The sequence below is a fragment of the Tepidiphilus baoligensis genome, from assembly GCF_012911495.1.
GTDB classification, from domain to species: domain Bacteria; phylum Pseudomonadota; class Gammaproteobacteria; order Burkholderiales; family Rhodocyclaceae; genus Tepidiphilus; species Tepidiphilus olei.
Map to the genome: position 1 here is coordinate 182639 of NZ_JAAAUB010000003.1, position 22181 is coordinate 204819.

At 65.8% G+C, this 22181-nt stretch carries 15 protein-coding genes and 1 pseudogene; 9 read left to right on the forward strand and 7 right to left on the reverse strand.

All coding sequences use genetic code 11. From position 1 onward, the window contains the following. Positions 1 to 9: 9 nt before the first annotated feature. Positions 10 to 2787, forward strand: coding sequence for a DEAD/DEAH box helicase (locus GV368_RS03850; protein ID WP_169115539.1), 2778 nt, complete (start codon positions 10 to 12; stop codon positions 2785 to 2787). Positions 2788 to 2925: 138 nt separating this feature from the next. Here the strand turns inward: GV368_RS03850 and GV368_RS11615 are convergent, their stop codons facing one another. Both GV368_RS11615 and GV368_RS03860 read right to left on the reverse strand, forming a co-directional pair. Continuing rightward, positions 2926 to 4428 (reverse strand): methyl-accepting chemotaxis protein, encoded by a 1503-nt coding sequence (locus GV368_RS11615; RefSeq protein ID WP_194240881.1) that lies wholly within the window; start codon positions 4426 to 4428, stop codon positions 2926 to 2928. Next, complete coding sequence (locus GV368_RS03860; protein WP_169115541.1) at positions 4428 to 4979, reverse strand: PAS domain-containing protein; 552 nt, start codon at positions 4977 to 4979, stop codon at positions 4428 to 4430. The genes GV368_RS11615 and GV368_RS03860 overlap by 1 nt, the downstream gene beginning before the upstream one ends. A 159-nt stretch (positions 4980 to 5138) precedes the next feature. Here GV368_RS03860 and GV368_RS03865 point away from each other — a divergent pair, with 159 nt between their 5' ends. From GV368_RS03865 to GV368_RS03880, 4 genes are read left to right on the forward strand one after another with little or no spacing between them, the layout of a single operon-like run. After that, positions 5139 to 7088 (forward strand): hypothetical protein, encoded by a 1950-nt coding sequence (locus GV368_RS03865; protein ID WP_206673259.1) that lies wholly within the window; start codon positions 5139 to 5141, stop codon positions 7086 to 7088. Beyond that, entirely contained in the window at positions 7085 to 8725 is a 1641-nt protein-coding gene (locus GV368_RS03870; protein WP_169115542.1) for a PEP/pyruvate-binding domain-containing protein, read from the forward strand. The genes GV368_RS03865 and GV368_RS03870 overlap by 4 nt, the downstream gene beginning before the upstream one ends. Then, the gene (locus tag GV368_RS03875) at positions 8718 to 9890 is read left to right on the forward strand and encodes a glycosyltransferase family 4 protein (RefSeq protein WP_169115543.1); all 1173 of its coding nucleotides are present in this window, start codon (positions 8718 to 8720) and stop codon (positions 9888 to 9890) included. The genes GV368_RS03870 and GV368_RS03875 overlap by 8 nt, the downstream gene beginning before the upstream one ends. A gap of 10 nt (positions 9891 to 9900) precedes the next feature. Further along, entirely contained in the window at positions 9901 to 10740 is an 840-nt protein-coding gene (locus tag GV368_RS03880; protein WP_169115544.1) for a UDP-2,3-diacylglucosamine diphosphatase, read from the forward strand. On the opposite strand, the gene GV368_RS03885 is transcribed toward GV368_RS03880, so the two are convergent. Beyond that, on the reverse strand, positions 10684 to 12537 hold the full coding sequence (locus GV368_RS03885) for a GGDEF domain-containing protein (RefSeq protein WP_206673260.1): 1854 nt from the start codon (positions 12535 to 12537) through the stop codon (positions 10684 to 10686). The two genes, GV368_RS03880 and GV368_RS03885, sit on opposite strands and share 57 nt — an antisense overlap. Before the next feature lie 257 nt (positions 12538 to 12794). Here GV368_RS03885 and GV368_RS11725 point away from each other — a divergent pair. Both GV368_RS11725 and GV368_RS11730 read left to right on the forward strand, forming a co-directional pair. Then, positions 12795 to 13418 (forward strand): annotated as a pseudogene (locus tag GV368_RS11725) (EAL domain-containing protein); the annotation flags it as partial. A 595-nt stretch (positions 13419 to 14013) separates the two neighbouring features. Next, positions 14014 to 16143, forward strand: coding sequence for a methyl-accepting chemotaxis protein (locus GV368_RS11730; RefSeq protein ID WP_169115545.1), 2130 nt, complete (start codon positions 14014 to 14016; stop codon positions 16141 to 16143). A 253-nt stretch (positions 16144 to 16396) separates the two neighbouring features. On the opposite strand, the gene GV368_RS03895 is transcribed toward GV368_RS11730, so the two are convergent. The 3 genes from GV368_RS03895 to GV368_RS03905 all read right to left on the reverse strand — a co-directional run bounded on the left by GV368_RS03895 (position 16397) and on the right by GV368_RS03905 (position 19072). After that, the gene (locus tag GV368_RS03895) at positions 16397 to 17161 is read right to left on the reverse strand and encodes a TorF family putative porin (RefSeq protein ID WP_169115546.1); all 765 of its coding nucleotides are present in this window, start codon (positions 17159 to 17161) and stop codon (positions 16397 to 16399) included. Positions 17162 to 17495: 334 nt separating this feature from the next. Further along, on the reverse strand, positions 17496 to 18278 hold the full coding sequence (gene badI, locus GV368_RS03900; protein ID WP_169115547.1) for a 2-ketocyclohexanecarboxyl-CoA hydrolase: 783 nt from the start codon (positions 18276 to 18278) through the stop codon (positions 17496 to 17498). A 26-nt stretch (positions 18279 to 18304) separates the two neighbouring features. Next, the gene (locus tag GV368_RS03905; RefSeq protein ID WP_169115571.1) at positions 18305 to 19072 is read right to left on the reverse strand and encodes a glucose 1-dehydrogenase; all 768 of its coding nucleotides are present in this window, start codon (positions 19070 to 19072) and stop codon (positions 18305 to 18307) included. 324 nt (positions 19073 to 19396) lie between these two features. Here GV368_RS03905 and phoB point away from each other — a divergent pair, with 324 nt between their 5' ends. Together phoB and GV368_RS03915 are read left to right on the forward strand one after the other, a co-directional pair. Then, a complete protein-coding gene (gene phoB, locus GV368_RS03910; RefSeq protein ID WP_169115548.1) occupies positions 19397 to 20098 on the forward strand; it encodes a phosphate regulon transcriptional regulator PhoB in 702 nt (233 codons plus the stop codon). After that, positions 20095 to 21447, forward strand: a complete 1353-nt coding sequence (locus GV368_RS03915; RefSeq protein WP_169115549.1) for an ATP-binding protein — start codon at positions 20095 to 20097, stop codon at positions 21445 to 21447. Before phoB ends, GV368_RS03915 begins: the two co-directional genes overlap by 4 nt. Here GV368_RS03915 and GV368_RS03920 read toward each other — a convergent pair. Beyond that, the gene (locus GV368_RS03920; RefSeq protein WP_169115550.1) at positions 21415 to 22077 is read right to left on the reverse strand and encodes a hypothetical protein; all 663 of its coding nucleotides are present in this window, start codon (positions 22075 to 22077) and stop codon (positions 21415 to 21417) included. The genes GV368_RS03915 and GV368_RS03920 overlap by 33 nt on opposite strands. Positions 22078 to 22181 lie beyond the last annotated feature (104 nt).

A 22181-nucleotide genomic window follows, 5' to 3' on the forward strand; every position in this document is an offset into this window, starting at 1 on the left:
GGTGGGCGTGTGACGGCAGAGATTCAGTTCCACCCCGGTGAGCGCATCACCCACCATGAGTACGGCCAAGGCGTCGTGCTCGACCCGGCGCGCGATGGCTACCTGCGTGCATTCTTCAGCGTGGGCGAACGTCGTGTGCCCGTCGCCTCGCTGCGGCGAGAGCTCACGCGCACCGAGCGCATCCTGCGCGCCGTGGATGGCGGCGCGGAGCGTTCGCGCAAGGCGTGGCTGTCGTATGAAGCGCACGCGCTGCCGGTGATGGAAAGCGCCTCGGCGCTGACCTCGGCCAAGATCGACCTGCTGCCGCATCAAGTGGTGCTGACGCACCGCATCGCCACGGCCTCACCCCGGCGCTACCTGATCGCCGACGAGGTGGGCTTGGGCAAGACCATCGAAACCGCGCTGATCCTGCGTGAGCTGGCCAGCCGGGGCGAATTGACCCGTGCTTTGATGGTGGTGCCTGCGGGCCTCGTGAACAACTGGCACCGTGAGCTGAACGAAGTGTTCAATCTCGACTTCGAGGTGTTCGGCTCCGAGGGCGACATCACCGACCGCAAGACCAATGCCTTCGCCAAGCACGACCGGCTGATCGCGAGCATCGACACCCTGAAGCGCCCCGCACGGATCAAGCGCCTGCTGGATGCGCCGCGCTGGGATCTGGTGGTGTTTGACGAAGCGCATCACCTCACGGCCTACAAGACCGGCGGCAAGGTGCGCAAGACCGAGAACTACAAGCTGGCCGAGGCGCTGAAAGATCACTCGCGCGACCTCTTGCTGCTGTCGGCCACGCCGCACCAAGGCAATCACTTTCAGTTTTGGATGTTGGTGCAACTACTGAATCCGACGCTGTTCCGCAGCCCCGAGGAGATGGTGGAAGAACGGCACCGGCTCAACACGGTGATGTTTCGCCGCACCAAGGCCGACGCCTGCCAACCCGATGGCTCACCGCTGTTTGCGCGCCGTTGGGTTCACACCGAATCCTTCGTGATGAGCCAGACCGAACGGTTGTTCTACGAGAAGCTGCGCGAGTATCTGGAGGACGGTTTCAACCTCGCGCGCCGCCAAGGCAACCAAGGGCGGGCGCTGGGCTTCCTGATGGCGATCTTCCAGAAGATCGCGGCATCGAGCTTCGCCGCCGTTCGCCGCACCCTCAAGCGCCGCCTGCTGATGCTGACGCTGCACGAGGCGTTTCTGCGCGACAAGGAGCTGGACATCGAAGGCCGCGAGCGCCTGACCGAAGAAGCGCGCGAGCTGATCCACGAGGAATTCGGTCTGTCGCGCGACAGCATCGGACGCAGCGAGGTGGATCGCGTGCTGGCCGATCTGAAGTACCGGCTGGTGAAGAAGCTGGACGAAGATGCGCTGGAAATGGCCTCCGATCCTTACGGCAGCGAATATTCGGCTACACACGCGGAAGAAGCCGCGTCGGCGGCGGTAAACCTGCGCCTTCCGGAGGAGCGCCTGCGCATCGGCGACCTGCTGCGCGCCTTCCCGGCAGGGCGCGAAACCAAGATGCAAAAGCTGCTGGACGGCTTGGGCACGCTGTGGCGGCAGAACCCCAACGAGAAGATCGTGATCTTTGCCACCTACCTTGGCACGGTGGACATGATCGCGCGCGAAATCGAGCAAACCTTCCCCGGTCAGGGCGTGGTGGTGCTGCGCGGCGGCGACCACGGCGCGAAGGTGGCGGCGGAGCGACGCTTCCGCCTGAAGGACGGCCCGCGCGTGCTGGTCTGCACGGCGGCCGGGCGCGAAGGCATCAACCTGCAGTTCGCGCGCATTTTGTTCAATTTCGATCTGCCGTGGAATCCGATGGACATGGAGCAGCGCATCGGGCGCATCCATCGTTACGGCCAGCGCGACACTGCGCAGGTCTACAATCTCGTGCTGTCGGACACCATCGAGGGGCGCATCTTCCTGCTGCTGGACGAGAAACTGACCGAAATCGCGCGCACGGTCGGCAAGGTGGATGAGCAGGGCAACGTGGCCGAAGACCTGCGCGCGCAGATTCTTGGGCAGTTGTCGGAACGCTTGAACTACGACCGGCTGTACCAGGAAGCGCTGTCCGACCCGGAGCTGAAGCGCACACAGGTGGAGCTGGAGGCGGCGCTGTCGAATTCCCGCGAGGCGCGGCAGGTGGTGTTCGATTTGTTCCAAGACCTCGAAGGCTTTAGCCTCGAAGACTACAAGCCCTTCTCGGACGTGTCCTCCAGCTTGGACCGGCTGGTGCGCTTCCTCTCGGCGGCGGTCGCGGATCGCCGGCAGAAGCTGGTCAAGGTAGACGATGCAACCTACGACCTCGTCACCGTCGAAGGCACGCGCCGCGCCCGCTTCACCCTGAGCCGTGAAGCCGCGACCAATCAGGACGATCTTCAACTGCTGGGCCTGGATCACCCCTTGGTGCAGGACGAGTTGGGCCGCTGGCGCAGCGTGCCGCCGGAGGATTTGGGCATTGCCGTGTCCGGCGACGTGGACGAGCCGGTGTTGCTGTCGCTGTGGATGGTCGAGGCATTGGCTGGCAAGAGCGAACGCCGCGTAATGGTGCAGCCCATCGCAGTCAACCAGGACGGCACGCGCGTTCCGGCGGTCGAGCGCCTGTGCGACAAATATCTACAAGCACCGCCAGCTACGCCAATCTTCCAACCAGAACAGCGGATCGATCTGTTCATCAGAGCAGTCGAGCCGACCTTGCAGCGCGAGCTGAAGCACAAGGGCACGGCAAATGGAGATGGCAGCTATTCGGCGGAGCTGATCGGCTACGTCGAGATCATTGGTCGGGAGGCGTAATGCTGCTACGCGGCAGGCAATTTTTCCGGCCGATCGCTCTATACCATGCCCAACCGCCAGCCAAAGTCGAGCTGATTCTTGGTGCTGGTCATCGCCGAGATCGGGCAGCGCCTTCGGGGTGGGGAGCATCTTTGATCATCATCCCCGATTTCCGGTGCTTCCATGTTTTTCTCGCACGAGCTCGCCGAGCAGGCGAAAGATCTCGGTACTGGCGGTTTCCGCCCGTTGCAGGTGATCGAGAATCCGCTCAAGGATGCTTTCGTCGTTCTTCCAGTCGTCGCGTGAGGCTTCGACCGCGGCGCGGACGGCGGCATGCACCTCGCGGTGCGGGGTTTCGAGTTTGGGCCAAGAGGGCAGCTTGGAGAAAGTCTGTCGTCCCAGCCCCTCGTAATACCATTGGCCGAGCCGGCAGTGCTGGTGATCGGTCTGGATGGCCGCCGTGGCTTCCCGGTCTTCGGGGTGCTCGGCGGCGACATACGCCCGCTGCATGTAGACGAGGTGGTCGAGTTTCGCCAGCGAGGCGAAGGCGAGATCTTTCACGTGATCGACCATCAGCATGGTCTCGCCGGCGGAGCGGGCCATGTCGGCGAAATCGTGCCTGAAGGCGTCGACGGAATCCGAGATGGTGCGGGTTTTCGCCCTCAGGCTGGCGCTCTTTTGTACCATCATCAGGATGCGCTGCTGCAGGTCGGCCACGACATTCGAGACTTCCGTGGTGGCGGTACGGGTGTGCTCGGCGAGTTTGCGTACTTCGTCGGCCACCACGGCGAAGCCGCGCCCCACTTCGCCGGCGCGTGCGGCCTCGATCGCCGCGTTGAGCGCGAGGAGGTTGGTTTGTTCGGTGATACCGTCGATGAGATCGACGGTGTGGCCGATCGCCATGCCGGCTTTTTCGAGCGACAGGCTCATTTCGCCCAGCGATTCCATCTCGTGGTCGATGGCCGTGAGTTCATCGGCGATTTTCCGGCTGGTGCCGAGATTTTCTTCGGCGTTTTTCCGGTTGTGTTCGGCGAGACGGTGCAGCTCGTCCATTTCCTTGCTCACCTCCATCAGGTCGTTCTGGTTGCTGGCGAGCTTGGGGATGAGTTTGGCGAGATTGAGGTGATGCAGGGCGCTGCTGAGCCGGCTCTGGGCCGCGAGTTCATTGACCTGCCGCATCGTGTTTTGTGCTGCCTGCAGGGAGTCGAGGGAACGTCCCATCTCGCCGGGCAGGGCGTCGGCGAACACGGGGCGGGCGAAGTCTTTGCGGGCGGCGCGTCCGGCGCTGGCGGTGGTATCGCGGACGTGAATCTCGACCGCGTCGAGGAACTCGTTGAAGCGCCACAGGGTGGCAGCGCAGGGACCGCAGAGGTCGGGATCGGTGATGCGGGCACCGAGCGTACCCTTTTTGAGGCGTTCGAGCGCCTCGTCGAGCAGGGCGAGCGCCGTCAGCGCGCTTTCCCGACGGCGGGCATAGAAGAAGAGGAACACGGCAGCCAGCAGCGGCTGGACTACGGCGATCAGGAGCTGTCCCCAGGGCAGCGAGGAGGCGAGGCTCAGGGGTAGGAGGATGAGCAGGAGCAGCGCCGCGGGTCGCAGGGCTTTGGTGGTGAAGCGGAGCGAACCCACCGTGACGGGGGTTGTTCGGAGTCCGGTATCCATCATGCAGCCCTCGCAGTGTTGGATCGCTGGAGATCCAGGAGACGGAAGATCCACCGCTCGTAGCCGCGATGGAGATCCCCGAGGCGACGTTCGAGCCAGGCGAGGGAGCTCGCCGCGGCAGCGCCGTGTTTCGCCTCGTGTTCGATGCGGCGCATCTCGCCGTAGAGGGTCTCGATTTCGGGAAGGGCGGATCGCGGCGCCGGGCGGTAGATGGCGTGGTAGCCGTGCAGCTCGTCTCCGTTGCGATCGGGCATGAGCTGGGCAAAGCTCCAGAAGAAGTCCCCGCGCGCCGTCAGGTTCTTGAGAAAACCGAACCATTCCTGGCCTTGTTCGAGGTGTCGCCACAGGTGGGCGAAAAGCCCTTTGGGCATGTCGGGGTGGCGCAGGGCGGAGTGCTTGCGCCCGAGTAGTTCCTTGAGGCGGTGGCCGGTGAAGTGCAGGAAAGCGGGATTGCAGTAGGTGATTCGCCCATCGGGGCCGGTCTTGCAGACGAGCAGGCGGTCGCCGGGAATGAGGATTTCATGGGATGGAATGAGGGAAGGGTGCTTCATGGTCGTTTCCTCCAGGGCAAAGACCCGCATGCACGATAGAGGGGATCCGTTTCATCCCTGTGACAAGCAGGGGATTGGTTTTGCCCGTTTCCATGCGTCGTCATCGTCGCGCAATCTTTCCGCGTCAGACTCGGAACATCTTGGTGGGAGCAGGGGACGATGATGCGCAAGGAAGAGGCGGTGGCCGCGCTGGGGCAGCGCTCTTTGCTCTTGCCCGGTTGGGTCCGGGCGGCGCTGGCGGCGAACGACCGGCTCAAATTGTATCTGTCGCTGCTGCAGGAGGCGGCGCGGCACGCCGCCGAGCCGCAGGCGGTGGGGACGGACTGGTCGGCCGAGTTCGTCCGGGCGGGGGTGAGGGAAACGGGATGGCTGCAGGAACTGGTGCGCAGCGCCTATTTCGACGATGGGGTGTTGATGTTGCGCCACCTCGATCGGTGGTCCGAGGTGGTGGCAGCCGACCTGCAGACGATGGCCCGTCCCGTGTGCGAGTCTGCACAAGCGGCGCCGGCCGAGCTGGTGGCGCGGCGCGATGCTTGGCTCGAATTCCTGCGCGGGCTCGATCCGCAGGAGGGGCTGGAACCCGAGCAGCTCGCCGCCTTGACGCATGGCGAGCGTGAGCGCGGCGACAGCCTGCACCTGCTGGTGATGGACCTGCACAAGGCGCTCAATGTGCTGGCCCGGGAGATCGCCACCGAGGAGCTCGACGGGGCCCACGTCTGGGGGCTCGCGCCCGAGGATCGGTCGCTCGTGCGCGCCTTCATGCGCGGACTGCGTCGCACCGCGCCGCTCAAATTCTCTCACCCGGGGTTGGACACGGCTGCGACCCGCGACGGGCCCCGCCTGCTCATCCAGAACGACATCGGCACGAACGACGTTCACGTGCTGGTGGTGACGGTGGAGGAGTGGGAGATCCGCTTGACTTATTCGGATCTGCATCGGGGGCGTTTCCGGTTCTTCCAGCGTTTGCTGGAGGAGATCGGTTTCACCTGGACGGTGCAGACGTCCGCCGCCGGTTCCGGCTTGAACGAAGGACGGCCTTACGTGGTGGGGGAGGCGGTATTTCGCGGACAGGATCGCGCCGCGCTCGAGGCGGCGCTGGAAGCGTTGGGCGCGAAGATCGTATTCGTGATCGACTGGAACCGGGCGCGCAAGCGGCTACAGCAGTTCGTCGGCAAGGAAGAGGCGCGGGACTTGCTCTACCGCGCGGCCAAGGAGGAGTGCGGACACATGGGCTGGCTGCTGGCCGGCGGCGAGCGCCTGGTGTTTTCGGCCATGCAGTCGGTCGATGGCGAAGCCTTTCGCATCGGTGAGCGGCTCGACGAGGTGCTGGGGCCGCAGGCGGCGAGCGAGTATCTCTTCGCCCTGATGCGCGTGTCGACCCGGATACTGCTCGAACGTCAGCCGCCCGATCTGGTCGCCGACGAGGCGCGCATCCTGCTCGCCCGTCTGCTGCGGCAGCGTACTTTCGAACTGGATCTGCTCGCCGAGCATGCGGCGTACACCCACGCCATTGCTCGCGAGGTCTGCGCCGCCCTGGAGGAGGCCGACCCCGCGACGCTCGAAGCGCAGGGGCAGCGCGGCAAGCAGTGGGAGCGTGAGGCCGATCACCTCCTGATGCAGGCGCGCGAGCGGGCGGAGCAGCACGCGCGCTGGCAGCCGCTGGTGCGCTTGATGGAGCATGCCGACGATGTGGCCGATGCGCTCGAGGAGGCGCTCTTCCTGCATACCCTGCTCTTCGTGGAGCCCTTGGCCGGACTTTCGCCGGGGGCGAGGGAGCCTTTGATCCGGCTGGCGGACACGACGCTGGCGGCGATCCAGGATTTGGTGCGTGCGGTCGAGATTGCCCGCTCGATGAGTGTGCAGGGCGAGGCCGAGGATGGGGACGCGTTCCTGCAGACGCTGTGGCGCATCTTGCGTGCCGAGCGGCTGTGCGACCAGCTCGCGCGCGAGGCGTATCGCGCCATCGTCGCGACCATGGCCGGGACGCCCACGGGAGCGCAGATCGCCGGGCAGATGGCGTCCGCGGTGGAGAAAGCATCCGACGGACTGCTCGCCGTGGGGTATGCCTTGCGCCAGAGGGTGATGGCGCGCACGGGGGTGACGTCATGAGCGTGCGTCATTGGCCCGAGGCGTGTTACCTGATCGCCGGTCGCGACGAGCTGGAGTCGTTGCCACGCAAGGCGCATCCTCCGCAGAGCGAGGGCGCGTTGCGGCTCGGCAACAAGGCGTGGAACCTGTGGTGTATGGCGCAAGCCGGCTTGCGCGTGCCGCCGGCGTTGGTGCTGGGCACCCCCTACGCGCACCGGCCAGCGTCCGATTGGGACGAGGCGCTCTTCTCCGTGGGGCTGCCGGAGCTGGAGCGGATCACCGGCCGGCGCCTGGGGGATGCGCGTCGTCCCTTGCTCGTGTCGGTGCGCTCGGGAGCGCCGGTGTCGATGCCGGGGATGATGGAGACGGTGCTCGACGTGGGGCTGTGCGACGAGACGGTGCCGGGGATGTTGCGCCTGACCGGCAATCCGCGGCTGGTGTGGGATTCGTACCGGCGGTTGGTGGCGGGCTATGGCGAGGTGGTGGCCGGCATCGATCCGGGGGTGTTCGAGGCGGCGCTTGCCGAGCTCGCCCAAGGGCAGGAGGAGCAGACGCTCGCGTTCGATGCGTTGCGCACCCTCACGCGACGTTATCTGGAATGCTACCGCGAGCAGGCGGGGGAACCTTTTCCGCAATCGGTACGGGTGCAACTGCGCGAGTCGGTGCGGGCGGTGTTCGCTTCGTGGAACGCGCCCAAGGCCGTGGATTACCGGCGACATCAGGGGATCGACGGTGCGCTGGGCACGGCGGTGACCATCCAGCAGATGGTTTTCGGCAACGCGGATCGGCGCTCCGGGGCCGGGGTGGGTTTCACGCGCGATCCCACCGACGGCACGCCGCGGCCGTGGGTGGATTTCCTCTTCGAGGCGCAGGGCGAGGACGTGGTCTCGGGGCGGCGCAGCGCCGTGGGACATGAGCGACTGGCGGCTCGTCTGCCCCAGGTGTGGGCGGAACTGGGCGAGGGCGCAGCGAGGCTGGAGCGGCTGTTCGCCGACATGCAGGATTTCGAGTTTACGGTGGAGGAGGGCACGCTCTTCTGGTTGCAGGCGCGCGCGGGCAAGCGCACGCTGCGGGCGGCCGCGCGCATCGCCCTCGATTTGCTCGCGGAGGGGGTGATCGACGCGCGGACCGCCTGGGAGCGCACGCGCGACCTCGCCCTGGAGGAGTTGGCGACGGTGCGCTTGGCGACTGCCGAGGGCGAGGCGCCGCAGCGGCTCGGGAGCGGGATTCCGGCTTCGCCCGGCATCGCCGGCGGCGAGCTCGCGCTCGATGCCGAACGGGTGGCGGCGCGGGTGGCGCAGGGAGCCAAGGTCATTCTGGTGCGGCAGGACGCCGAGACGGCCGACGTCGCGGCGCTGCGTCAGGCCGAGGGGTTGCTCACGCGGCGCGGGGCGCGCACCTCGCACGCGGCGGTGGTCGCACGCCAGATGGGCAAGGTGTGCGTGGTCGGCTGCGAGACCTTGACGCTCCTGCCCGAGCAGCGCGCCGTGCGCTTCGGCGAGCGCGTCGTGGCCGAGGGGGAGACGATCACACTCGATGGCAACGAGGGCAGCGTCTATGCCGGTCTGGTGCGCACGCAGACCGTGCCCGATGCGGCGCTGCAAGCGCAGATCATGGCGCTGCGGGCGCGCTTTGCCGGGGAGGGGCAGGATGCCTGAGCGCCGGTTGCGTCTGGCCGTGGTCACCGAGACCCATCCGCCCGAGATCAACGGGGTGGCACGGACCGTGGGGCGGATGCTGCAGGAGGCGCTCGCCGCCGGGTACGAGCTCGAAGTGGTGCGGCCGCATCAGGGCGAGGAAGCGCATGAAGTGCTGACGGGCGTGGAGACGGTACGGGTGCGCGCGATCGCCCTGCCACGCTATCCGGGCTTGCGCATGGGCTGGCCGGCCCATGGGCGGCTCGTGCGCCGCTGGCGGGAACGTCGCCCGGATCTGGTCCATCTGGTCACCGAAGGGCCGCTGGGTCTGGCAGCGCTGCTGGCGGCGCGCCGTCTGGGCATTCCGCTCACTTCGGCCTTGCACACCAATTTCGACGCCTATGGAGCGCATTACGGCCTGGGTTGGCTGCGCGGTGCGATCGCGGCGTATCTGCGCGCCTTCCACAACGCCACGGCGCTCACGTTCGTGCCGACGCAGCGTCAGAGCGAATCCTTGCGGGCCCAAGGCTATCGCCACGTCGAAGTGCTCGCACGGGGCGTCGATACGGCGCTCTTCACGCCTGCTCGGCGCGATCCGTCGCTGCGGGCGCAGTGGGGCGTCGGGGAAGAAGGAGTGGCGGTGCTCTACGTCGGACGTCTCGCGCCGGAGAAGAATCTCGGTCTGCTCGCGCGGGCGTTTCATGCCCTTGCCGGGCAGCAGCCTCGGGCGAAACTCGTCGTGGTCGGCGACGGGCCGCTCGCTGCGCGCTGGCGGCGCGAGCATCCGGAATTCATCTTCTGCGGCCCGCGCCGGGGCGAGGATCTGGCGGCGCACTACGCTTCGGCCGATCTCTTCCTCTTTCCGAGCTTGACCGAGACGTTCGGCAACGTCGTGCTCGAGGCGATGGCGAGCGGTCTGCCCGTGGTGGGCTACGACGAGGCGGCCGTGGCCGAATGCATTGAAGATGGGGTCAATGGCCTTTCCTGCCCACCGGGCGACGAGGAGGCGTTCATCGCGCAGGCGTGCCGGCTGGCGACGGATGCGTCGCTGCGGCTGCGCTTGGGTATTGCGGCGCGGGCTTCGGCGTCCGAGCGTTCCTGGTCGGACATTTTTCGCCGGGCGGAAACCGCGATTCATGACGTTTTGCGCGCGGCGGGGGAGCCGATCCTCTGCCGAGCCCCCTAGGAGGTTGGCGATGCCAGCAGTTCGCTCCGTTTTTCTCTCGGACATCCATCTCGGGACGCGCGCCTGCAAGGCCGAGCGCCTGGTCGATTTCCTGCGCGAATATCCGGCGCAGTACCTCTACCTCGTCGGCGACATCGTCGATTTCTGGGCGATGCGCCGTGGCATCTACTGGAGCGCGGCGCAGAATACCGTGGTGCAGAAGATTCTGCGGCGGGCGCGGCATGGCGCACGGGTGATTTTCATTCCGGGTAATCACGACGAGGCCCTGCGCGACTATGTCGGGACGGCCTTTGGCGACATCACGCTGCACGCCGAGTACGTGCACGAGACGGCCGACGGCCGGCGGTTTCTGCTCATCCACGGCGACGAGTTCGACGAGGTGACGCGTCACCACCGCTGGGTGGCCCTGCTCGGGGACGTTGCCTACGGCGCGCTCGTGCGCGCCAACGTCCTCTGGGCCTGGGTTCGCCGCCAGATGGGACGGCCGGGCTATTGGTCGCTCGCCGGTCACGTCAAGCGCAAGGTGAAGAAAGCCCTGGAGTTCAGGTACGGCTTCGAAGACGCGGTGATGCGCAGCGTGCGCGAGCGGGGTCTGGATGGCGTGATCTGTGGCCACATCCACTGGGCAGCGATCAAGGAGGTGGAAGGGCTGTTCTACGTCAATTGCGGCGACTGGGTGGATTCCTGCACGGCCATCGTCGAGCACATCGACGGTCGGTTGGAGCTGGTGGATTGGCACCAGGAAATCGCCCCGCCGCAACCGCCCCAGGCGCCGCGCCGGGCGCTCGAGCCACTACCGCCCGAGGTCGAGCTCGCCGATGTGCTCCATCGTGCCGACGGCATCCTGTGAGGCCACGCTCCCCCGGCGACGTTCGACGAAGAGCGAGCTGCCGGTCGCTTTTTTCGCCATTTTCGCCATTTTCTTCGCCACAGAGGCGGCCTCGGCCACGGCGTGATGACTCTCGTAGCGCTGCGGCTCGTCGATGACGACGGCGCCGACCGACAAGGCGCACAGCGGGAAGAAGACCGTTCGCCCTTGCCGGTCCTCGGCCTCGATGCCGCCGCGGGCGCGGTCTTCGGGATGGTAGAACTCTGGGATACGCGCATCGAAGGTGCGCAGCAGCGCCTCGGTGCGTTCCTGCCAGTCGGGACTGCCCCACAGCACGATGAAGTCGTCCCCGCCGATGTGGCCGACGAAATCCCTGGCCGGATCGGTGTGCTCACGCAGCAGTTCGCCCACCAGCCGCAGGATGTCGTCCCCGCGGCGGAAGCCATAGATGTCGTTGTACGGTTTGAAATGATCGAGATCGAGGTAGGCAGCCACGAACGGCTCGCCGCGTTTGAGCCGGGTGTCGATTTCCCGCTGGATCGGCACGTTGCCCGGCAGGTTGGTGAGCGGATTGGCATGACGGGCGGCTTCGAGCTGCAGGCGGGTGATCTCGCGCAGCAGCGCGTGCCCGTTGCCCAGACCGAGGTAGCGGCCGGCATCGGTGATGATGAACCCCTGAACCAGGTGCTTGGCATCGAGCTGGGTGATGAGATCCGACAGTTGCTGCAGACTCATGCGCCGGTCGATCACCAGGGCGTTGCGATCGAGGTACATGGTGCAGGGGCGGTGCCCGTAGAGTTCGCGCCGGTAGGGACGGGCGTAGGCATCCATGAAGTGGTTACGCGCGATGAGGCCCAATGGCTCGCCATCAGCGACGACGGGTATAGCATAGAGATCCGGGTCGCGTTCGAAACGGGAGAAGACCTGCTCGTTCGTCGTCTCGGGCGCGACGGGGGCGACGTAGTGCACGAGCGAGGCCACGCTCGCTTCCGTGCTCGACGACATGGTTAGCTCGGGCTCGGGTTCAGCGCGGAAATGTGCCGGCTCGGGCCGATACTCGGGCCGGGGCTCGGGGCGTCCGAAGAGATAGCCTTGCCCGAGAGGAATCCCGCATTCGCGCACCACCGCGAGTTCGGCCGGAGTCTCGATGCCTTCGGCGATCACCCGTGTGGGACTGTTGCGCGCGATGCGCGCGATCGATTCCAGGAATTGCCACTTGATCGGGTCGGCGTGCGCCCCTTGCACGAAGTGCTTGTCGATCTTGACGAAATCCGGCTCGAGCTCCGACCACAATCGCAGCGAAGAAAAGCCTTCGCCCAGATCGTCGATGGCGATGGCAAAGCCGAGGCTGCGGTAGTGCGCCACGGCATGGCGCAATTGGGCGTAGTCCAGGCCCGGCGTGGCTTCGGTGAGCTCGATGACGACTTCCCGCGGTGACAATCCCGCCTGTTCGATCCAGGCGAGCGTCCGGCTTTGATCGCCCGGCTGCACCACCATCGCCCCCGGATCGACGTTGAGCAGCAGTTTCCCTTGGCCGCCTTGAGCAGCGAAAGCGGCGATGACCGTCTCGCGGCAGAGGTATTCGAGCTCGCTCAACCGCCCGAGACGGCGCGCCGCGTCGAAGAGCACCAGGGGAGCGTGCAGCGAACTGTCGCTGGGGCCGCGGATGAGCCCTTCGAAGCCGAGGAGTCCGCCGTCCTCCAGCGTGATCACCGGCTGGAAACGCGCTGCCAGGCGTCGTTCCTGCAACAGGCGTTCCAGCTCGGGGAGGACGTCGGCGGGATAGGGAGGGCACATGATTTCGGTCAGGGAATCCATGGACGAATTTCGCCACGACAAGGCGCATCGCCCGCCATCGTAGGCGAGCTGTGTGACGAGGATGTGACGCCGACGCCGTTGCTGCAAAGAGGCTCAGGCATGATTATTGCTGGTTCTAGTGGGCATGCCGCACGGTGCGGTGGAAATCGGAGGAACCCCCAATGCGCGAGCACGACGCGCCGGAATGCCTGGAAACATCGGTGCGCTGGCACCGCCATCCCGAGGACACGATCCTGAGCTATCGTGATTGGCAGCTCATGAGCCATTTCCAGCCGATCTTCAGCATCGCGCACGGGCGCATCGTCGGGCTGGAAGCCTTGCTGCGGCCACAGCACGAGGGGGTGGAGGTGCCACCGCTGCGGTTTTTCACCTCGAGTCTGCACCCCGAAGAGCTCATTCTGCGCGACCGGCTCGCCCGTCGGTTGCACTACGAAAACTTTCGGCCGCTGGCAGGCGACGATCTGTGGCTTTTCGTCAATCGGGCACCGCAGGCACAGCTCACCGAAGAAGACGATCTCCCGGCCGGGCTCGATCCGCACCAGGTCGTGGTCGAGCTCACCGAGGACGAGAGTACCGATTCCGGGTGGCTGCGCGAACTCATGGCCCGCTACCGGGCGCTCGGCTGCCTGGTCGCGCTCGACGACTTTGGTGCTCGTCATTCGAACCTCGACCGGCTCTTCACGCTCGCGCCCGACATCGTCAAGCTCGATCGCACGCTGATTTTGTTCGCGGAAGAGGACGCGCGGGTGCGCCGCAGTCTCCAGCGGCTGGTGGCGCTCATCCGCGACACCGGTGCCTTGGTGCTCTTCGAGGGCGTGGAAACCGCGGCGCAGGCGCAGCTCGCCGTGCAGGCCGAAGCCGATCTCGTGCAAGGTTTCTACTACGCCCGGCCGCAGCCGCGCGCTTTCGCCCTCAAGAGCACCTGGGGCGCGCGGGAGAAACTGCACGACCCGCTGCGGGCGTGTCCTGTGCGCCGTCGTGAGGCGGTACCCAAAACGCTCGAAGAGGTGTTCCGGCAGACCTTGCGCCGCGTCGCTTTGGGAGAAGACTTTGCTCTGGCGAGCGCCGAGTTGATCGCCCGCCCCGAGGTCTATCGCGCCTATCTGCTCGACGCAAACGGCCGCCAGCTCGGGCACAGCGCCTCGCGTGTGCCGCTGACCCTGCTGCGTTACCTGCCGCTGGCCGATGGCGCCGGTGCCCTGTGGAGCGCCCGGCCCTATTTTCGCCGCGCCATCGCCATGCCCGGGCGAATCCATTTGACCGACCCCTACCTCTCGGTACCCGATGGTACCTGGGTACGCACCCTTTCTGCCACGGCCCACGGCGAGGCCGGCACTTTCGTCGTCTGCGCCGACTTGGCGGCCGATACCCTCGATGCGAGAATGCACCATGACGGCACAAACCTTGACCCATTCGAACCCTTTTGGTGCAAGTTATTCCCCGCCGCGCGCGGACGGCACGCTCAAGAGCCGGCGCATGGCGCTCACCCCCGCCGAGCGGCACTGGCTGCCCTGGTTCGGCAAAACCGGCAAGCTCGCCATGGGCTGGGCCTGCTGGCTCAACCGCCACCGCTATCCGGCGATCGAGCGCACCTTCGAGAGCATCGCCGCAACCCGCGTGCGTCTGCTCGAAGACTGGACGCGGACGCAGTGGGAACACCTCGCCGACCTCGCCCAAATCTACGCTGACCGGTTCGACGAACCGCTCGATCCCGAACCCTTGCGCCAGAAACGGCTGCTCGCTACCGATTGCTCCGAACTCTTCGTCATCGATCCGGCGGGGCGGGTGCTCGCCTCGACCGCCCCGCAGCACGTCGGCAAGCGGGATCTGCCCGAGAAAGCCGTCGCTGCCGGGCTGCGCGGCCCCTTTCTGCACGGACCCTACGCCGATCCCCTCACCGAGGCGCTGGGGCCGACCACTTCCCGTTTTCACGACGAAGTCACGCTGATGTTTTATCACCCGATCGCGCGTTCGGGCACGGTGCTGGGCTGCGTCTGCGCCCGTGTGCCCAACGACGTGATCGGGGATCTCATCCAGCGCGAGGCCGGACACGTCTACCGCGACTCGGGCGACAACTACCTCTTCATGGTGGAGTCGCGCTTCGACCCGACGATCGCCCCGGGCACGGCCCTGTCGCGTTCGCGCTTCGAAGATGAAACCTTCACCCTCGGCGACAACTTGAAACGCGGCGTCGCCACCCCCTACGGCACCGTGCGCGTGCAGCGGCATACCGAGCTCGAGCTGCGCTTCGTCGACCCGGCCACGGGGCAACTGCACCCCGGCGTGCGCGAGACGATCCGCTGCGGCGAGAACCTCTTCGTCATCTATCCCGGTTATCCGGACTATCGTCACATCCCGGTGATCGGCAAGGGGGTCACGTTTCAGCTACCCGGTTCACCCGATCGCTGGGGGATGATGTGCGAGGCCGATCTCGAAGAGGTCTATCGTCATCGCCCGCTGGGTTTCCAGCTCACACGCGACTTTCTGCTGCTCGTCGGGGCCGCGGCGTTGCTGGCGGCGGGATTTGCGGTCTATGCCGAACCGCCAGCGTCGACCGTGGTGGCGGTGATGGCCGCCATGCTGCTCCTTGGCTACGCACCGCTGCTGCAGCGCCGCGTGCGGGCATTCACCGGACGGCTCGATGCCATGGCCGAGGTGATGCGCTCGCTCGCCGAGGGCGAGGCGAACCTCACCCAGCGCTTCGATCGCCGCCTGCTCGCCGAAGACGAGAGCGGCGAACTCGGGCGCTGGATCGACAGCTTCATCGATTCGCTCGACGGCACCTTGGGGCAGGTGGTACGCACCACCGACGAGGTGCGCCAGACGCATGGCGAGATGATCGACAAGAACACCGCGGCTGCCGGTACGGCCAATGAGCTGCTCGCCGAGGTGCAGCGCCTGCTCGACTCGCTCGGCGAACAGCTCGCCGAGATCGACACCGCCACCCACACCGCCGAGGAAGTGCGCAGCGCGCTCGGCGCGGTGGTGGAGAACGCCCAAACCCAGTTTCAGACGGTACGCACCCAGACCCAGGCGATCCGCGATTCGATCGATACCGCCAGCCGCACCATCCAGGCGCTCAATCAGCGCACCGAGGAGATCGGCGACATCGTGGCCGTGATCAGCGACATCGCCGCCCAGACGAACCTGCTTGCGCTCAACGCGGCGATCGAGGCGGCACGCGCTGGCGAGCACGGGCGCGGTTTCGCCGTGGTGGCCGACGAGGTGCGTAAACTGGCGCAACGTACGGCCAGCGCCACCGGTGACATCCGCGGCAAGATCGAGGGGATCCAGCACGGCGCACGCGAGGCGGTCGCGATCATGGAATCGGGCGTGGCCGACGTCGAGAACGGCCTGCGGCTTGCCGAAGAGGCCGTCTCCGAACAGGGCGAGGTGCACGAACTCGCCGAACGACTGCTGGGTGTGATCGAGCGCGTGGCCGATCGCAGCCGCGCGAACGGAGCCGTGATGCAGCGCGTGGCGACGATCGCCGATGGCGTGCGCGCCTCCTTGGCGGCAGTTGCGGCGAGTGTCGACCGGGTCAAGCACGCTGCCGGCAAACTGGGCGCGTCGATACGGCGTTTCCGTGTGACCGGCGTACGGTGAGGCTCGCTCACTTCACACCCGATCGCCCCTCGTCGCTTGCGCTCGCTCTGCAGCCCACGCCCGGAGGCGCTGCGGGTACAAGCTCGGAGGCGTGGCGTGGGCTTGCGGCGGCCGGCAGGGGAGGCGGTGGAGGTGTGGTTCGCGCGACTCGGGTTCTGAGGCGGCGATTCATCCCCACTCGTGCCGCCCTGATTCGAAACTCCCCCCACCGCGCTTCGGTGTGGTACGAACCTCAGCCGGGGGAGGGCGATGGTCAAAAGCCCGTTTGGAACGAAAGGATGACTCTCGCATCGGCTACTTTTTCACCATCCCACGTATAGGCCGACTTGCTGGCATCGGTGTCCGTATATGCCAATGACACGATACCGAAACCGAGATCCTTGCTCACACCGAGCTTCCAATCGGTGTAGGATGCCTCGTCGTTGTCCTTTATGTCTTGGTACCCAACGTGTGCGAGCACACTCCAGCCGCTCCCTAAATCGTAAGTGCCGGAAAGATCGAGGTAGTAGCTGCCGCGCGTTTTTCCTCCATCATCGGCCGTCCAGCCAAACAAGTGTTTGGAGACCGCATGCGAATACTTGAAGGAGATCGTCCGCCACGATACGCCGGCGTAGACTTCCGTCGTATCCGGGTCGGTTGCCCCCGAAATCTTGTTGCCAGGATAGTAATAGGTGATGATCCCTGCGTCGTAACCGAAATCTTCGGTGAAATTGCCACGAAAACCGCCGTAGAGATCGACTTCGAGACTGTTGTCGTCTTTGTAGCCGCCATCTTTCACCCAGGCGACGTTCGAGCCCCACAGTCCGATGTAGATGCCACTGGCGTGAGCGAATTCCAAGCCGCCTTGGACGGCGGGTTCGTTTTGTGTCTGCGACACGCCGCGAAAGACGTAGTCGCTGGTGGCGCCAAGCGAGAAGCTCAGCGAATAGGGGGTTTGGGGCGATTCTTCGGCGTGGGCGGAAGGAATCACGTGGAGTGCGCAAAACATAGCCGTCAGGGGTAGGGCAAAGGATTTCATGGAAGTTCTCCGGTCGAGGATACCGGACAAGGATGAGCAAATAGCGTACCAATATTTTTTTCTTTGTTTTTCAAGCACTGGCGTCGGGGCGCCAGTGATCATTCGCCCCATCGTGGCGCAACGGCGCACCACTTTCGTCGTCCCCCGGGCCGGCTGTGCCGAGATCCGGGGCGCTTCGGTCCGTGCTCCGCGCTCGTCGCGCCACGAACGGTCTCACCCGTAGCGTTTCTTCCGCATCGGAGCGCGCGCCATCGCCAGCTGCTGGCTCTGGTTCTGCGTCGTCCCTTCGTAGAGGTGGGCCAAGGTCTCCTCGTCCCGGATCATCGGCATAATCTCATTTGACGTATTTGCGAAAATCGGGCTTGCGCTTCTCCTGGAACGCGCGCACGCCCTCGGCCGATTCCGGCGTGTCGTAATAGAGACGCAGTGCCTGCATCGCCAGCGCTCCCATGCCGCGGATCATTTCGGTGTCGACGTTGAACGACTTCTTCGCCAACGCGATCGCGGTCGGGCTCTTCTCCAGGATCTCGTCGCACCAGCGGCGCACCTCCTCGTCGAGCTTGTCCGGAGGGACCACGGCATTGACGAGCCCCATGGCCAGCGCTTCCTGGGCCGTATAGCGCCGGCATAGGTACCAGATCTCGCGCGCCTTCTTCTCGCCCACGACGCGCGCCAGCAGGGCCGTGCCGAAGCCGGGGTCCACCGAGCCCACCTTGGGACCGACCTGGCCGAACTGCGCCGTTTCGGAGGCGATCGCCAGATCGCACAGCGTCACGAGTACGTTGCCGCCGCCGATCGCATAGCCGTTTACCCGGGCGATCACCGGTTTGGCGATGTCGCGGATCACGCTCTGTACTTCCTCGATCGGCAGACCGATGGTCCCTCGCCCGCCGTAGCCACCCTCGTGGGTGCTTTGGTCGCCCCCGGTGCAGAACGCCCTGTCGCCGGCACCGGTGAGCACCACCACGCCGATGCTGCGGTCGAAGTCCGCATCCTTGAATGCGTGGATCATTTCCTCGCAGGTCTGGGCGCGGAAGGCGTTGTAGCGTTGCGGGCGGTTGATCGTGATCGTGGCCACGCCGTCGACCTTGGTGTAGAGAATGTCCTGATATTCCATTTTGTCCTCCTTCCTTTGTGGGTGGATCAACCGGCCATCGTCAGACCACCGGAGACGCTGATGACCTGGCCGGTGATGAAGGCCGCTTCGTCGCTGGCGAGAAACACCACGATACCCGCCACGTCTTCCGGTTCGCCCAGACGGCCGAAGGGAATCGCCTTGATGAGCGCTGCCCGCAGTTTCTCCCCTCGTTCACCTTCGCCGGCGAAATCGCGAAAGAGTGCCGTGTCGGTGGGGCCGGGACAGACGACGTTCACGTTGATCTTCTGCCGGGCGAGCTCGCGGGCGATCGTCTTGGAGAACGCCACCAATCCGCCTTTACAGAAGGCATAGACCGATTCGCCCGAGGAACCTACCCGCGCCGCGTCCGAGGAGATATTCACGACCCTCCCCTTGCCGCGCGCCGCCATCCGGCTCAGCACCGCGTGGTGCATGTAGAGCGGCCCGTAGAGATTGACCGCCACGATCTTGTCCCACAGCGCTTTGTCGGTTTCAAGGAAAGGAGCCGCCCGATCCCAGCCGGCGTTATTGACGAGCACGTCGATGGGGCCGAGATCCTGCTCGAGCGCTGCCACCGTGGCTTGCACCTGCTCCTGTACCGTGAGGTCGACCGGGTAAGCCTTCGCCTTGCCGCCCGCGGCGTGGATCTCCCCGGCCACACGGTCGGCGGCTTCACCGTCGAGATCGAGCACCGCCACCACCGTGTCCTCCTCGGCGAAACGGCGACAGATGGCCGCCCCGATCCCTCCTCCCCCGCCCGTGACCACCGCCACCTTGTCGCGCAATCCTTTCATCATCTTTCTCCTTCCTCGTCGGTATCGAAAGTGATCCCGGTGCCGGGATCCCTGTGGTTATACTCTCGTGGAAGGCGCACCCGGCGCTACCGTGGCGGCGTGCTCCGGTTTCCGGATGCTCCCCCAGTCTCGTGATGAGCCGCGCATTCCGCGTTTTTGTCGTTCGTTTTTGGCCAACACGAGCCTAACATGTCCCTCGTTCCACGGGAACGTCCAGTGGGGATCCGACACGAGGGGACCAGAACATTTCCAGGAATGAATTGTCACGAAAACGTCACCATTTCGCGATATAACGGCAACGTTCTTCAGGCAAGCGGAGGGAGCATGGCGGCCAACGTGCTGGTGGTCGAGGACGAGCCGGCGATCCTGGAATTGATCGCGGTGAATCTGGAGCAAGCGGGATTTCACGTGCTGCGCGCGGCCGACGCGGAAAGTGCATTGCGCTTGATCGGCGAAGCCTTGCCGGATTTGATGCTCATCGATTGGATGCTGCCGGGGCTGTCGGGCATCGAACTGGTGCGGCGTTTGCGGCGAGAGGAGCGGACCCGGGCTCTGCCGCTCATCCTGCTCACGGCGCGTGGGGCAGAAGTGGATAAGGTGCTCGGGCTGGAGGCCGGGGCGGACGACTACGTGACCAAGCCTTTTTCGCCCCGCGAGCTGGTGGCGCGTATCCGGGCGGTGCTGCGCCGGCGCCGGCCGGAGGTGGGCGAGGAGGTGCTCGAGGCGGGTGGCTTGAAGCTCGATCCGGCGGCGCGGCGGGTGCTGGTGCAAGGTCGGGTCGTGGCGCTGGGCCCGACCGAATTTCGCTTGCTGCATTTTCTCATGACCCATCCGGAACGGGTGCATAGCCGCTCTCAGCTGCTCGATCGCGTCTGGGGGGATCACGTCTTCGTCGAGGAGCGCACGGTGGATGTGCACGTGCGCCGCCTGCGTGCAGCGCTCGAACCTCATGGTCTCGCGGGTCTGATCCAGACGGTGCGCGGAGCAGGATATCGATTCTCGGTGCAGATGGCGCAGGAAGCATGAAAACGGCGCAGCGCCTGCGGCGGCATGGGCGCTTTGCGTGGCGGCGATTGCTTGGCGTTGGGGCGCTCGTGGTGCCGGTTTCCTTCTTTTCCTGGCAGGCGGGGTTGGGGGTGCTCGTGCTCGGCCTGGGCTGGGCATGGTGGCGGCTCGAGCGCGAATTTGCCGAGGTTCTGGAGCAGGCGTTTTCCGGGAGACCCTTGGAGGAGGTGTCCGCACGGTCGCGCCTGATACTCGAGCCGTTGCGGGCGCAGGAGCGGGTGTGGCGACGTCGGGTGGAGGCGGCACGGCGCGATCGGGAGCGCCTGATCGCGGCTTGGGATCGACTGCCGGTCGGGGTCGTATGGTTGCGCGACGATGGAACGATCCGTAGGCTCAACCGTCGCGCCGAGGAATTGTTGCAATTGCAGCCCCGTTTGCATGCAGGGCAGCCCTTGGCGCTCTTTCTGCCCGAGCCGCGTTGGGTCGAACGCATCCGCGCGGCGGGCGAGGCTGGTTTCACCGGTGAAGTACCCCGGCGCGGTGAGGCGCTCTACTGCCGCCTACAGTGGGTGCCACTCGAAGAAGGGGAGGCGCTGCTGCTCGTCGAGGATCGCACCGAGGCGATACGCCTGGAGCGGATGCGGCGCGACTTCGTCGCCAACGTCTCGCACGAGCTGCGCACGCCGCTCACCATCGTGCGTGGCTACCTCGAGATGGCACTGGATGCGCAGATGCCACTTCCTCCTTCGGTGTCGAGCTATCTGGAGCAGGTCCATGCTCAGGCAGTGCGCATGCAGCGGCTGGTGGAGGATCTTCTGACCCTGGCGCAACTCGAGGGCACACAGCCGGCACCGGCACGCTGGGTGGAGGTGGCCGAGCTGTTGGAGACGGTAGCGACCCAGGCCAGAAGCGTGGCGCCGGATGGTCTGACGGTGGAGGTGTCTCTGCCGCCGGAACCTTGCGCGATCCTGGGAGTGCGCACGGAGTTGGAATCGGCCTTGGGCAATCTCGCGCTCAACGCGGTGCGCTACACCCCGGCACCGGGACGGGTGGTGATCGGCGCCCGCAGCGTGAAAAACGCAGAAGGAGAGCTGTTCGTGCGCGACACCGGGATCGGCATCGCTCCGGAGCACCTGCCGAGGCTCACGGAGCGATTCTACCGGGTCGACCGGGCGCGCTCTCGTGATCGCGGGGGGACCGGACTGGGGTTGGCGATCGTCAACCACGTGGCGCAGCGCCACGGGGCGCGACTCCTCATCGAGAGCACGCTGGGGCAGGGGAGCGAGTTCCGGCTGCGCTTTCCTGCCACACGCTGGCGTTGGAGCGAAGCGAATCGATCAGAGGATGACGGGATCGATCCAGAAGAATGAAAGGAGGATATAGTCCTCGCCTTTTTCGAGGACTTCTTGGACGCGGGCACCTCGCGTTTTGTGGTCGACCCACAGATTGATGAGCTTGGTGTCGGTGCCGATTTCCAGCGGGGCGAGCAGGCGGTGCGTGCCTTCGTCGCCGCGTGTCGTGTCGGAGAACCAGAAAGCGGGATGCCAGGGGCTGGGCGGGGCGCCCACCACGGGAAAGTGTTGTACCGCCGTGGGGCGGGGGATGCCTGGAATCTGCTCGAGTCCGAGGTGGATTTCGCCGTCGAACGTGGCTTGGCGCCAGCGCACACGGGTGAGCATGCCGCCGTAGACTTTGGGGCTTTTGCGCACGAGAATCAGTCGCCCCGGCGGCCAGCGAGTGAGCTCGCTGCGCGCGCCGCTGCGGCGGATGCGCCACCCTTTGGGACTGCGGTCCATCGCGTCCCACTGGCTGAGATGGGGGGAGTAGAGGAGTTCATTCTTTTCGCGCTCGCGCTCGGTGAGGTCGACCTCGCTGAGGGTGCCGCCGAAGAGCTGGATGCGTTGTGCTTCCTCGAAAGTGCGGCGAACCGATACGGCGGTGGGGGGTTCGAAGGGGTGCCCCGTGAAATAGAAATAGATCGCTGGCCAGTCGCTGACCACGTGTAGTCCTTCGCTGCTCGGTGCACGAGGCTCCTGCCGGGCACCTCGAAAAACCCCTGCCCCTCGCCTCTGATAAAATTCCCCTGTCCTGATTCGTGAGGAGC

Bases quoted from the DNA above. Each gene is read 5' to 3' on its own strand.
- GV368_RS03875 (WP_169115543.1), top strand. From the start codon at position 8,718: ATGCCTGAGCGCCGGTTGCGTCTGGCCGTGGTCACCGAGACCCATCCG.
- GV368_RS11615 (WP_194240881.1), bottom strand. From the start codon at position 4,428: ATGGATACCGGACTCCGAACAACCCCCGTCACGGTGGGTTCGCTCCGC.
- phoB (WP_169115548.1), top strand. From the start codon at position 19,397: ATGGCGGCCAACGTGCTGGTGGTCGAGGACGAGCCGGCGATCCTGGAA.
- GV368_RS03915 (WP_169115549.1), top strand. From the start codon at position 20,095: ATGAAAACGGCGCAGCGCCTGCGGCGGCATGGGCGCTTTGCGTGGCGG.
- GV368_RS03865 (WP_206673259.1), top strand. From the start codon at position 5,139: ATGATGCGCAAGGAAGAGGCGGTGGCCGCGCTGGGGCAGCGCTCTTTG.
- GV368_RS03885 (WP_206673260.1), bottom strand. From the start codon at position 12,537: ATGGATTCCCTGACCGAAATCATGTGCCCTCCCTATCCCGCCGACGTC.
- GV368_RS11730 (WP_169115545.1), top strand. From the start codon at position 14,014: ATGGCGCTCACCCCCGCCGAGCGGCACTGGCTGCCCTGGTTCGGCAAA.
- GV368_RS03895 (WP_169115546.1), bottom strand. From the start codon at position 17,161: ATGAAATCCTTTGCCCTACCCCTGACGGCTATGTTTTGCGCACTCCAC.
- badI (WP_169115547.1), bottom strand. From the start codon at position 18,278: ATGGAATATCAGGACATTCTCTACACCAAGGTCGACGGCGTGGCCACG.
- GV368_RS03905 (WP_169115571.1), bottom strand. From the start codon at position 19,072: ATGAAAGGATTGCGCGACAAGGTGGCGGTGGTCACGGGCGGGGGAGGA.
- GV368_RS03880 (WP_169115544.1), top strand. From the start codon at position 9,901: ATGCCAGCAGTTCGCTCCGTTTTTCTCTCGGACATCCATCTCGGGACG.
- GV368_RS03870 (WP_169115542.1), top strand. From the start codon at position 7,085: ATGAGCGTGCGTCATTGGCCCGAGGCGTGTTACCTGATCGCCGGTCGC.
- GV368_RS03860 (WP_169115541.1), bottom strand. From the start codon at position 4,979: ATGAAGCACCCTTCCCTCATTCCATCCCATGAAATCCTCATTCCCGGC.